Origin of the sequence: Amycolatopsis sp. H20-H5, assembly GCF_035828755.1 — a bacterium.
GTDB lineage: Bacteria > Actinomycetota > Actinomycetes > Mycobacteriales > Pseudonocardiaceae > Amycolatopsis.
The window spans coordinates 15165-27257 of the sequence record NZ_JAYMZS010000016.1; the positions used below are offsets into that span (position 1 = coordinate 15165).

Genomic DNA, 12093 nt, shown 5'->3' on the forward strand with positions numbered 1-12093 from the left:
CCCGATAATCGGCCAGTGCCCACTGTGTTGCTGATCGAAGACGACCCCGCCGTCTCAGAGGGCCTGTGTCTCGGCCTGAGCCGACACGGCCATCGGGTCGAACCCGCCGAGGACGGCGAGCGGGGCCTGGCGCTGCTCGAGTCGCTGAACCCGGACCTCGTCCTGCTCGACCTGATGCTGCCCGGGATCGACGGGTTCGAGGTCTGCCGCCGCATCCGCGCGGCGGGCTCGGTGCCGGTCATCATGCTCACCGCGCGCGGAGACGACTTCGACGTCGTCGGCGGGCTGGAGGCGGGCGCGGACGACTACGTGGTCAAACCGGTCCGGCCGCGCGTGCTCGACGCGCGGATCCGCGCGGTGCTCCGGCGCCACCAGGCCGTCGGCGAGCAGGACCAGGTCCGCCACGGCGACCTGCTCGTCGACCGCTCGGCGCTGGTGGTGTCCAAAGCGGACACTCCGGTCGGGCTGACGCCGACCGAACTGCGCCTGCTGCTCGAGCTCTCCCGGGTGCCCGGCCGGGTGTTCAGCCGCCAGCAGCTGCTGGAGCTGGTGTGGGAGCACGACTTCCTCGGCGACTCCCGGCTGGTCGACGCCTGTGTCCAGCGGCTGCGCGCGAAGATCGAGGACGTGCCAGCCGACCCGGTGTACATCCGCACGGTCCGCGGATTCGGCTACCGGTTCGGCCCAGTGTGAAACCCGGTGTGAAACCCGGTGTGAAACCCCGTGCGAAGGCCAGCGCGAAAGGCTCACTGAAGGAACGTATCCCCTTGTGGGCCAAGGGAATCCGGCCCCGCCTGATCCTCGCCTTCACCGCCGTCTCGCTGCTGGCAACGATCGCCGCGTCCGGCGCGAGCTACGTGTCCGGGCGGCGTACGGTCCTCACCTCGGAACAGAACGAGACGATCATCGGCCTGCGCAACGCGGTGGACGTGCTCGCGCCCCAACTCACCATGCCGCCGACCTCGAAGGACCTCGCGCAACTGGCGGATCGGCTGCCGGGCTTCACCGGCGTGACCTTCCAGGGCCAGCAGCCCGCCGAAGGGAACCACCTGGACGTCACCGTGGTGCCCGCCGAACTCCGCACCGCCGTCTCGACCGGCCTGGGGACCAAGTTCCAGCGCGGCATCAGATACGACCGGCCGGTCCTGTGGATCGGGATGCCGATCCTGCGGTCCACTCCGGACGGCAAGCAGGAGCGGTCGGGGATCGAGGTGTACGGCGAGCACGACCTCGGCGAGGCCGTGCAGAGCATCGAGGAGTTCTCCGACAACGGCTGGACCACCGGCACGATCGCGGTCCCGCTGGCGATCCTCATCGCGTGGCTGGCCGCCGAAGCGGTGCTGCGGCCGGTGCGGCGGCTGCGGGACGCGGCCCGCAGGCTGGCCGACGGCGAGCTCTCCACCCGCCTGGCCACCCCGGGCGCCGACGAGCTCACCGAGCTGGCGAAGACGTTCAACCACACCGCTTCGAGCCTGGAGACCTCCGTCGGCGAGCTGCGGCGGATGCAGGCCGACGCGCACCGCTTCGTCGCCGACGTCTCGCACGAGCTGCGGACGCCGCTCGCCGCGATGACCGCGGTCACCGACCTCCTGGAGGAGGAGACCGGCCTGGATTCGGACACCGGCCGGGCCGCGCGCCTGGTCGGCTCGGAGACCCGCAACCTGACCCGGCTGGTGGAAGACCTCATCGAGATCTCCCGGTTCGACTCCGGCACCGCCCGGCTCGACCGGCAGCTCGTCGACGTCGGCGCGCTGATCGGCCAGACGCTGCGGGCGCGCGGCTGGACGGACTCGGTCGAGACGGACCTGCCGGGCGACCAGGTGGCACTGCTCGACCGGCGACGCCTCGACGTGATCGTGGCGAACCTCGTGGGCAACGCCCTGCGGCACGGCGAGCCGCCGGTGCGGGTCACCGTCGGCACGGCCGGGACGTCGGTGGTGGTGACGGTCACCGACCAGGGCCCCGGCCTGCCCGAGCACGTGCTGCCCCACGTGTTCGACCGCCTCTACAAGGCCGACACGGCCCGCTCACGCTCGGAAGGCAGCGGCCTCGGCCTCGCCATCGCGGCCGAGAACGCGACCCTGCACGGCGGTACGCTCGAAGCCGCCAACCAGCCCGGCGGCGGGGCGAGTTTCACCCTCCGCCTGCCGATCGACGGGACGACCGCATGAATCCGGTGACCAGGGCGGGCGCGCTGCTCGCGGCGCTGACCCTGCTCACCGTGCTGACCGGGTGCGGCGTGCGCCCCACCGGCGTCGTCCAAGCCGGTGAGGCGCCGGTGGGGGTCGCCACCGGGCCGATGCTGTACTTCCTCGGCGAAGGCAACGTCACGACCGCCGCCCCGCGCGTCACCGGGCGGCTCGGCACCGTGGCGGACGCGCTGACCCTGCTGTTCGCCGGGCAGGACCCGGAGGAACTGGCCAGCGGGCTGAACACCGCCCTGCCGCCCGTGACCCCGGTCCTCGAGCAGCCGGACGCGGACGTGATGATCGTCCGGGTGCCCTTGAATACGGTGTTCCTCAGCCGGCCGGCGCTCGACCAGATCGCCTGCACCGCCATCGCCGCGCGCGTCATGGCGGGCGCGGGTGCCGGCTTGCGGGTCACCGTCTTCGGCAAGAACGGCCTGGCCGCGGAAGACGTGGCCTGCTCGCTGATGAAGTCCTGACCAGCGGGTTCAGTTCAGCGGGCGGGTGTTCTCCGGCAGCGCACCGCCGCCGAGGACGTCGGTGGCGAAGTCGGCCAGCGCGGTCAGCGCGACACGCTGGCTCCACGGGCCGTAGGACACGCGGGCGACGCCGAGCTCCTCCAGCTTGGCCAGCGGCAGGCTGCCCGGCACGGCGATGAGCGTGAGCTTGCGCGGGCCGAGGCCCTCGACCAGCGCGGTGACGGTCCGCTCGTCGAACCGGCCGGGCACGAACACCACGGGCGCGCCCGCGTCGAGGAAGGCCCTGCCCCGCTCGATCGCGTCGGCCAGCACGTCGGCCGGGTCGCGGTCGCCCGCCTTGAGGAACGCGTCGGTCCGGGCGTTGAGCACGAACGGCACGCCCTCGGCCTCACCCGCCCTGACCACGGCCTCGACCGCGGCCACCGCCTCGGCCAGCGGCTTCATCTGGTCTTCCAGGTTCGCCCCGGCGATCCCGGCGCCGATGGCCTTGCGCACGGTCTCGCCGGGGTCGCCATAGCCCGCTTCGAGGTCTGCGCTGACCGGGAGGTCGGTCGCGGCGGCGATCCGGCCGACGGCCTCGATCATCAGGTCGACAGGGATGTTCTCGCCGTCGGGATAGCCGTAGGACGCGGCGATCGAGTGGCTGGCGGTGGCCAGCGCGGTGGTGCCGTCGAGCTCGGCCACCACCTTCGCGCTGATGACGTCCCAGACGTTGACGACCTTCAGCAGGTCGGGAGCGGCGTGCAGGTTGCGCAGGGTGGTTGCCTTGACGGCGGTCGGGCTCATGGCGTTCAGACTAGGGCTTTCCCGGGTATCCGCATGCCGGTTGCCGCGAAGCCTGCGCGGCGCCGGTGCGGCTGGGTAAAGTCGGCCGGATCGGCGGGTGAGCCGGGTCACCCTGGTGGGAACCGGTGCGACCTGGCTCACGAAAACCCCGGTGTGACGAGCGGAAACCGCGTGCTTTTGACGTTCTCCACAAGGTATTGCCCCCGGCATGCGCCGGGTACGACATTTCGATACCGGCCGGTACGGGGAAGAGTGTGCAGTTAGGTGCAGGGCGGCGATCCGTGACCGGGAGCGTCGCCCTGCGGTATGTCCGAATGTGGGAGGCTCAGTCGGTGTTCACTCGTGTCGCCATCGTCAACCGTGGAGAGGCCGCGATGCGGCTCATCCACGCCGCCCGGGAGCTCTCCGCGGAGACCGGGGAGCTGATCGAGACCGTCGCGCTCTACACCGACGCCGATCGCACCGCCACCTTCGTGCGGGAGGCGGACCTGACCTATGACCTCGGCCCGGCCTCGGCCCGCCCGTACCTCGACCTCGGGGTGCTGGAGCGCGCGCTGATCGAGACCGGCGCCGACGCGGCGTGGGTCGGCTGGGGATTCGTCGCCGAAGACCCGGCGTTCGCCGAACTCTGCGACAAACTGGGCGTGACGTTCGTCGGCCCGAGCGCCGAGGCGATGCGCAAGCTGGGCGACAAGATCGGCGCGAAGCTGCTCGCCGAGGAGGTCGGCGTCCCGGTCGCACCCTGGAGCCGGGGTGCGGTCGCGGACCTGCCGTCGGCCATCAGGGCGGCCGACGAGATCGGCTACCCGCTGATGCTCAAGGCGACCGCGGGGGGTGGCGGGCGCGGGATCCGCGTGGTCACCAGCGCCGAGGACCTCACCGACGCCTACGAGCGCACCAGCCTCGAGGCCGAGCGCGCGTTCGGCAGCGGCGTCGTGTTCCTGGAGCGCCTGGTCACCGGCGCCCGCCACGTCGAGGTGCAGGTCATCGCCGACGGCCAGGGCACCGCGTGGGCGCTCGGCGTCCGCGACTGCTCCGTGCAGCGGCGCAACCAGAAGATCATCGAGGAGTCGTCCTCGGTGGTGCTCAGCCCCGAGCAGAACGCCGAGCTCAAGGCCTCGGCCGAGCGGCTCGCGCTGGCCGTGGACTACAGCGGCGCGGGCACCGTCGAGTTCCTCTACCACCCCGGCGACAAGCTGTTCGCGTTCCTCGAGGTGAACACCCGCCTGCAGGTGGAGCACTCGATCACCGAGCTCACCACCGGGATCGACCTGGTCAAGGCCCAGCTGCACGTCGCCGCGGGCGGCAAGCTCGAAGGCCTCCAGCCCGCCGAGTCCGGCCACGCGATCGAAGCCAGGCTCAACGCCGAAGACCCCGACCGCGACTTCGCCCCGTCCCCCGGCCGCATCGCGCGCCTCATGCTGCCCGCGGGCCCGGGTATCCGGGTCGACACCGGCGTCAGCGAGGGCGACACCATCCCCGCCGACTTCGACTCGATGATCGCGAAGATCATCGCGTACGGCCGCACCCGTGCCGAGGCGCTCGGCAAGCTGCGCCGCGCGATGGCGCAGACCACGGTCATCATCGAAGGCGGCGCGACCAACAAGAGCTTCGTGCTCGACCTGCTCGACCAGCCCGAGGTCATCGACGGCTCCGCCGACACCGGCTGGATCGACCGCGTCCGCGCCGAGGGCAGGCTCGTCACGCACCGCCACTCCGCGATCGCGCTCGCCGCGGCCGCCATCGAGGCCTACGAGGACGAGGAAGGGGTCGAGCGGCAGCGGCTGCTCTCCACCTCGCACGGCGGCCGTCCGCAGGTCCAGCACGAGAGCGGCCGCCCGCTGGAGCTCAAGCTCCGCGGCGCGGGCTACAAGGTCAGCGTGGCCAGGATCGGGCAGCGCCGGTTCCGCGTCGGGATCGCCGGCGCGAACGGCGGCGAGGTCCACCCGGCCGACGTCGAGCTCGACCGGTTCGACCGGCACACCGGGCAGATGACGGTCAACGGGACCCGGTTCCGGCTGGTCACCGGCACGCACGGGCCGATCCACCTGATCGAGGTCGACAGCGTCGCGCACCGGGTCAGCCGGGACGAGGGCGGCGTCGTCCGCTCCCCCGCTCCCGCGCTCGTGGTCGCCACCCCGCTCACCGTCGGCGACGAGGTCGAGGCCGGTGCCCCGATCCTCGTGCTGGAGAGCATGAAGATGGAGACCGTGCTGCGCGCGCCGTTCCGCGCCCGGCTCAAGGAAAGCTCCATCTCCGTCGGCAGCCAGGTCGAGACCGGCGCCCCGCTGATGCGGCTCGAGCCGCTCAGCGACGAAGCCGAAGAAGCGGGTGCCGCCGAGGCCTCGAACGAGGTCGAGCTGGACATCCCGGCCGAGCCCGAGGGCACCTCGGCCGAGCACCGGGCGGAGCGCGGGCTGCAGGACCTCCGCAGCCTCCTGCTCGGCTTCGACGTCGACCCGCACGACGAGGGCCGCACCCTGAGCAGCTACCTCGCCGCCCGCGAGGAACTGGCCGAGGAAGGCCGACGGCCGCTGGCCGGGGAGATCGAGCTGCTCGGCCTGTTCGCCGATCTGTCCGAGCTGACCCGCAACGTCCCGGCGGGCGACGAGGCCCGGCCGGACAGCCGGGTGCACAGCCCGCGCGAGTACTTCCACACCTACCTGCAGAGCCTCGACGTCGATCGCGCCGGGCTGTCCGAGACGTTCCAGACCAGGCTCGAGCGCGTCCTGAGCCACTACGGCGTCAACGACCTGGAGCGCACGCCGGAGCTGGAAGCCGCGCTGTTCCGGATCTTCCTCGCCCAGCAGCGGGCGAGCGCGGACGTCGCGGTCGTCGGCGCGCTGCTGCGCCAATGGCTGACCGAGCTGCCGCCGGGCGAAGCGCTGCACGAGACAGCGGGCCTGGCGCTGGAGCACCTGGTCGCCGCCACCCAGCTGCGGTTCCCGAGCATCGGCGACCTCGCGCGCGGCGTGGTGTTCCGCTGGTTCGCCCAGCCGCTGCTGCGGCGCAAGCGCGCCGAGGTCTACGCCGACGTCCGCGAGCACCTGCGCCACCTCGACCGGCAGCCGGACTCCCCGGACCGCGCCGAGCGGATCGCCGCCATGGTGGCCAGTTCCGAGCCGCTGGTCCGGGTGCTCGGGCAGCGGATCGGCCGTCCCGGCACCGACCAGGCCCCGCTGCTGGAGGTGCTCAGCCGCCGTTACTACAGCAACCGGGCGCTCGAGGACATCCGCACCCGCACGGTCGCGGACTGCACGTTCGTCACCGCTTCGCACCACAGCACCGACGGCGAGGACTCCCTGGTGGTCACCACCGCCGTGGAGTTCCCCGCGCTGGCGCACGCGGTCAGGGCGGTCGGCGAGCTGGCGGGCGAGCTGGGTCCCCAGGACTCGCTGGTGGCCGACCTCTACCTGATCTGGCGCGACCAGCCCGCCGACGCCGAAACGATGTCGGCCGCGCTGCACGAGGTGCTGGCGGCGCAGGCGCTGCCCGCGCAGGTCCGCCGGATCACCACCACCGTGGCCGGCCGGGGCGGTGAGGTGATGCACCACCACTTCACCTTCTCCCCCGCCGCCGACGGCGCGGGCGGGTTCGCCGAGAACCGCGTCATCCGCGGCCTGCACCCGCTCATCGCCCAGCGCATGCAGCTGGAGCGGCTGCGCGACTTCGACCTCACCCGGCTGCCTTCCGGCGACGAGGAGGTGTACCTGTTCAAGTGCGTCGCGCGCGAGAACCTGTCCGACGAGCGGCTCGTGGCGATGGCGCAGGTCCGCGACCTCACGGCGTTGCGGGAGACCGACGGCAGGCTCGTCTCGCTGCCCGCGGCCGAGGGCACCTTCGCCGGGTGCCTGGACGCGATCCGCACGGTGCAGGCACAGCGACCGGCCAAAAAGCGGTTCGACACCAACCGGATCGTCATCTACGTGTGGCCGCCGAGCGAGCTGACCGCGGCCGAGCTGAACACCGTCGCGCAGCGCGTGCAGCCGACGACGGCGGGCGCCGGGCTGGAGGAGGTCCAGTTCCTCGGGCGCAGGCGGGACGCGGCGACCGGTGAGCTGACCGAGGTCGCGGTCCGGATGCGCGGCACCCACCTGGTGGTCGAACCCCCGGCCACCGACGTGATCAAGCCGCTGGACGGTTACCGCCAGAAGGTGCTCAGCGCGGCGCGCCGGGGCACGACCTATCCCTACGAGCTCACCGGCATGCTGTCGGGCACGGGCGGTTCGTTCGCGGAGCACGACCTCGACGAGTCCGGCGTGCTCGTCCCGGTCGATCGGCCCCATGGCAAGAACACGGCCGCGCTCGTGGCCGGGGTCGCCACGACGCCGACCACCCGCTACCCCGAAGGCGTCACCCGGGTGGTGCTGCTCGGTGACCCGACGAAGTCGCTCGGCTCGCTGTCCGAGCCGGAGTGCGCGCGGGTGATCGCGGCGCTGGACCTCGCCGAGTCGATGCGGGTCCCGCTGGAGTGGTACGCGCTTTCGGCGGGCGCCAAGATCTCCATGGAGTCCGGCACGGAGAACATGGACTGGGTCGCGAAGGCGCTCAAGCGCATCGTGACCTTCACCCAGGACGGCGGCGAGATCAACATCGTGATCGCCGGGATCACCGTCGGCGCCCAGCCGTACTGGAACGCCGAGGCCACGATGCTGATGCACACCAAGGGCATCCTGGTGATGACCCCGGACTCGGCGATGGTGCTGACCGGCAAGCAGTCCCTCGACTTCTCCGGCGGTGTCTCGGCGGAGGACAACTTCGGCATCGGCGGCTACGACCGGGTGATGGGCCCGAACGGGCAGGCGCAGTACTGGGCGCCGAACCTCACCAAGGCGTGGAAGGTGCTGATGTCGCACTACGACCACGCCTACATCGCCCCCGGGGAGACCACGCCGCGCCGCGCGAAGACCACCGACCCGCTCGACCGGGACATCTCGGGGTTCCCGCACGCCGTGGTGGACAGCGAGTTCACCACGGTCGGGCAGATCTTCTCGGCCGAGCACAACCCCGACCGCAAGAAGCCGTTCGACATCCGCACGGTGATGCGCGCGATCGCCGACCAGGATCACCCGGTGCTGGAACGCTGGGCTGGCATGGCCGACGCGGAGACGGCCGCGGTGCAGGACGTGCACCTCGGCGGTTTCCCGGTGTGCCTGCTGGGCATCGAGTCGCGGTCGGTGCCGCGCCGCGGCTTCCCGCCGGCGGACGGCCCGGACACCTACACCGCGGGCACGCTGTTCCCGCGGTCGTCGAAGAAGGCGGCGCGGGCGATCAACGCGGCCAGCGGCAACCGGCCGCTGGTGGTGCTGGCGAACCTGTCCGGGTTCGACGGCTCGCCGGAGTCGATGCGCAAGCTGCAGCTGGAGTACGGCGCCGAGATCGGCCGGGCCATCGTCAACTTCGAGGGCCCGATCGTGTTCTGCGTGATCTCCCGCTACCACGGCGGCGCGTTCGTGGTGTTCTCGAAGGCGCTCAACCCGAACATGACGGTGCTCGCGCTGGAAGGCTCGTTCGCCTCGGTGCTCGGTGGCGCCCCGGCGGCGGCGGTGGTCTTCGTCGGCGACGTCAACCAGCGCACGGCGAACGACCCGGCGGTGCGGGAGCTGCAGAGCCGGGTCGCCGAGGCGAGTGGGGCGGAGCGCGCCGAGCTCAGCGCTGAGCTGACCGAGCTGCGGTCCTCGGTCCGGACGGTGAAGCTCGGCGAGGTCGCCGCGGAGTTCGACCGCGTGCACAGCATCGAGCGGGCCGTCGAGGTCGGCTCGGTGGACGCCATCGTGAAGGCCGGTGAGCTGCGGCCGCGGATCATCGACGCGATCGAAAACGGCATGCGGGGCCGGTAGGCCCAGTTGCCCCTGAAGGCCACCATGACGGCGTTAAACGCCGTCATGGTGGCCTTCAGGGGCGTTAAGTGGCCTTTCCCACGGCCAGCCGCTGCAGCTCGGGCAGGCTGCGCACGATCAGGCGTTGCCTTCCCGTGCTCAGCACGCCCTCCGCGCGCAACGTCCGCAGGGTCCGGCCGACGGCCTCCCGCGACGCCGAGGCCAGCCCGGCGAGGTCGCGCTGGCTGATCCGCAGGGCGATCAGGGTGCCGTCGGGCACCGCGACGCCGTAGCGCTCGGCGAGGTCGAGCAGCAGGGCGGCGATGCGCTCGGCGGCCGTGCTGTCACCGAACTCGGTGCGGCGCGCGTTGGCGTGGCGCAGGCGGGCCGCGACGATCCGCAGCAGCGCCGCCGAGACCGCCGGGTACTCCTGCAGCACCCCGGCGAACGCGCCCGACGAGAGCCACAGCGCGGTGACCGGCTCGACCGCGACCACCGTGGCCGACCGGTCGCGGCCGTCCATCGCGGCCATCTCTCCGACGATGTCGCCAGGGTCGCGCACGGCCAGCACGGCGTCGTAGCCCCCCGCCGACACCGCGGTGATCTTGACCCGACCCGCCATCAGGATCAGCACCCAGTTCGACCGGTCCCCCTCGCGGATGATCACCGCCCCCGCCGCGAACCGCCGGACCTCGGCGGCCGCGCGGACCGCCTGGCGCTCGGTCTCGCCCAGCAGCTCCCACAGCCGGCCGGGTCCCTCGGCGGGCAGCGCATCCGGTCGCGTCATGGCACCATCCTCCCCTGGCGGGCCGACGCTGTGACGGCAGGCACGCCGACGTTGCTCGACATAGTAGGACTTCCTACTTTATGGTTTCCCGAGAACCACGGGTGCGGGCAAGTCCGGCGAGCTCCCCGAGGGCACCGACGAGATCATGCGGGTCATCGTGTCCCGCCCGACGCTGGGAGCGGCATGATCACCGACGTGCGCACCACCGTCCACAACGGACTGGGGCGGATCACCCTCGACCGGCCACGGGCGATCAACGCGCTCAACCACGACATGGTGCGGGCCATCGCGGCCGCGCTCGACTCGTGGGAGCACGCCGACAGCGTCCGCGCCGTGGTGCTCGACGGCGAAGGGGAACGCGGGCTCTGCGCGGGCGGCGACATCCGCTCGATCCACGCCGACGCGCGCTCCGGCGGCACGGACTCACTGGCCTTCTGCGCCGACGAGTACCGGCTCAACGCCCGGATCGCGAGCTACCCCAAGCCCTACGTCGCCCTGTGGACTCGCCGACCACTTCGTTTCGAGCGACCGCCTCGGCGAGCTGGTCGACGCGCTGAGCGAGGGTGACCCGGCCGGAGTCATGCGCTCGTTCGCGGAACCGGCATCGGAGAGCGACCTCGCACGGCAGCGGACCTGGATCGACGCGTGCTACTCGGCGCCGGGCGTCGAGGAGATCCTCGTCCGGCTCCGGCAGCACGACGAGGCGGCCTCGTCGGCGGCCAAGGAGATCGAGGGCAAGTCGCCGACGGCACTCAAGGTCACCTTGCGCGCGCTGCGCTCGGCCGCCGAACTGCCCGACCTGGAAACCGTGCTGGCACAGGAGTTCCGCGTCTCGACAGCGGCTCTGCACATCCCTGACTTCGCCGAGGGGATCCGCGCGCGGATCATCGACAAGGACCGCACTCCGGCCTGGTCGCCCGCCACGCTGGCCGAGGTGACCGACGAACGCGTCGAGAGCTTCTTCGCGCCGCTCGGCGCCGAAGAGTGGACGGCGACCCGATCGGCGACGACATCGGGCCGCTGACTGCCCCGTGCCGTTCACCGGCGGGCTGATGGTGCGGGACCTCGGACTCGCCCGGTCGGGCGCCGGCGCCCATGATGGGCAGACCGTCACGGCCGTCCGGGACGGCGTACTGACCGCCCGGCACGAAGAAGGAGCCGCATGACCGACTACGAGACGATCATCGTCGACCGCCCGGCCGAGGGCGTCGCCCTGATCACGCTCAACCGGCCGAAGGCGCTCAACGCGCTCAACGCGCAGGTCATGAGCGAGGTCACCACCGCGGCGGCCGAGCTCGACCGCGACCGGGAGATCGGCGCGATCGTGCTCACCGGTTCCGCGAAGGCCTTCGCGGCCGGAGCGGCCATCAAGGAGATGCAGCCGCAGAGCTTCAGCGAGGTCTACGCCGCCGATTGGTTCGCCGGCTGGGACGCGCTCACCAGGGTGCGCAAGCCACTGATCGCGGCGGTCGCGGGCTACGCGCTCGGCGGCGGCTGTGAGCTGGCGATGATGTGCGACATCCTGCTCGCCGCCGACACCGCGAAGTTCGGCCAGCCGGAGATCACCCTCGGCGTCATCCCCGGGATGGGCGGCTCGCAGCGGCTGACCAGGGCCGTCGGCAAGGCCAAGGCGATGGAACTGTGCCTGACCGGGCGGATGATGGACGCCGAGGAGGCCGAGCGCGCCGGACTCGTGTCCCGCATCGTCGCGGCCGACGACCTGGTGGCCGAGGCGCTCAAGGTCGCGGGCAAGATCGCGAAAATGTCCACCCCGGCCGCGATGATGGTCAAGGAGGCGGTCGGCCGGGCGTTCGAGACCGGGCTGACCGAGGGCATCCTGTTCGAGCGGCGCGTCTTCCACAGCACCTTCGCCACGCTCGACCAGAAGGAGGGCATGGCGGCCTTCGCCGAGAAGCGCGCACCGGACTTCCAAAACCGCTGAGCGACACCGCGACCGGGCTCTCGTGAAGGTTTCTGGGGGTACTCGCCGGGAGCGGCGCTCTGCTTCGCCGCCCCCGGCGAGTACGCCCGGCCGA

9 protein-coding genes are annotated in these 12093 nt (G+C 71.9%); 7 read left to right on the plus strand and 2 right to left on the minus strand.

Annotation, left to right across the window (positions count from 1 at the left end; genetic code table 11):
- Window positions 1-15: 15 nt before the first annotated feature.
- From QMK34_RS12160 to QMK34_RS12170, 3 genes are all read left to right on the plus strand, one after another.
- Window positions 16-693 carry a response regulator transcription factor gene (locus QMK34_RS12160; protein WP_326413898.1) on the plus strand — a complete coding sequence of 226 codons (678 nt, stop codon included), beginning with the start codon at window positions 16-18 and terminating at the stop codon, window positions 691-693.
- Window positions 694-767: 74 nt separating this feature from the next.
- Window positions 768-2171, plus strand: a complete 1404-nt coding sequence (locus QMK34_RS12165) for a HAMP domain-containing sensor histidine kinase (RefSeq protein ID WP_326413900.1) — start codon at window positions 768-770, stop codon at window positions 2169-2171.
- Window positions 2168-2665, plus strand: a complete 498-nt coding sequence (locus tag QMK34_RS12170; RefSeq protein WP_326413902.1) for a hypothetical protein — start codon at window positions 2168-2170, stop codon at window positions 2663-2665. Before QMK34_RS12165 ends, QMK34_RS12170 begins: the two co-directional genes overlap by 4 nt.
- 9 nt (window positions 2666-2674) lie before the next feature.
- On the opposite strand, the gene QMK34_RS12175 is transcribed toward QMK34_RS12170, so the two are convergent.
- Window positions 2675-3451, minus strand: coding sequence for an isocitrate lyase/PEP mutase family protein (locus QMK34_RS12175; protein ID WP_326413904.1), 777 nt, complete (start codon window positions 3449-3451; stop codon window positions 2675-2677).
- 332 nt (window positions 3452-3783) lie between these two features.
- Between QMK34_RS12175 and QMK34_RS12180 the strand changes: the two genes are divergently transcribed.
- Window positions 3784-9291 (plus strand): ATP-binding protein, encoded by a 5508-nt coding sequence (locus QMK34_RS12180; protein ID WP_326413906.1) that lies wholly within the window; start codon window positions 3784-3786, stop codon window positions 9289-9291.
- A 64-nt stretch (window positions 9292-9355) separates the two neighbouring features.
- Here QMK34_RS12180 and QMK34_RS12185 read toward each other — a convergent pair whose 3' ends face one another.
- Entirely contained in the window at window positions 9356-10057 is a 702-nt protein-coding gene (locus QMK34_RS12185) for a Crp/Fnr family transcriptional regulator (protein WP_326413909.1), read from the minus strand.
- Between the two features lie 183 nt (window positions 10058-10240).
- On the opposite strand from QMK34_RS12185, the gene QMK34_RS12190 reads away from it, so the two are divergent.
- The 3 genes from QMK34_RS12190 (at window position 10241) to QMK34_RS12200 (ending at window position 11999) form a co-directional block, all read left to right on the plus strand.
- Entirely contained in the window at window positions 10241-10624 is a 384-nt protein-coding gene (locus QMK34_RS12190) for an enoyl-CoA hydratase/isomerase family protein (RefSeq protein WP_326413912.1), read from the plus strand.
- Window positions 10599-11081 carry an enoyl-CoA hydratase/isomerase family protein gene (locus tag QMK34_RS12195; RefSeq protein ID WP_326414047.1) on the plus strand — a complete coding sequence of 161 codons (483 nt, stop codon included), beginning with the start codon at window positions 10599-10601 and terminating at the stop codon, window positions 11079-11081. Before QMK34_RS12190 ends, QMK34_RS12195 begins: the two co-directional genes overlap by 26 nt.
- 138 nt (window positions 11082-11219) lie before the next feature.
- Window positions 11220-11999, plus strand: coding sequence for an enoyl-CoA hydratase (locus QMK34_RS12200; RefSeq protein ID WP_326413914.1), 780 nt, complete (start codon window positions 11220-11222; stop codon window positions 11997-11999).
- The last annotated feature ends 94 nt before the right edge of the window (window positions 12000-12093 follow it).

What these genes read in the sequence shown, in the direction of transcription:
- QMK34_RS12170 (WP_326413902.1), top strand. Translation starts at nt 2,168, where the DNA reads ATGAATCCGGTGACCAGGGCGGGCGCGCTGCTCGCGGCGCTGACCCTG.
- QMK34_RS12175 (WP_326413904.1), bottom strand. Translation starts at nt 3,451, where the DNA reads ATGAGCCCGACCGCCGTCAAGGCAACCACCCTGCGCAACCTGCACGCC.
- QMK34_RS12185 (WP_326413909.1), bottom strand. Translation starts at nt 10,057, where the DNA reads ATGACGCGACCGGATGCGCTGCCCGCCGAGGGACCCGGCCGGCTGTGG.
- QMK34_RS12190 (WP_326413912.1), top strand. Translation starts at nt 10,241, where the DNA reads ATGATCACCGACGTGCGCACCACCGTCCACAACGGACTGGGGCGGATC.
- QMK34_RS12200 (WP_326413914.1), top strand. Translation starts at nt 11,220, where the DNA reads ATGACCGACTACGAGACGATCATCGTCGACCGCCCGGCCGAGGGCGTC.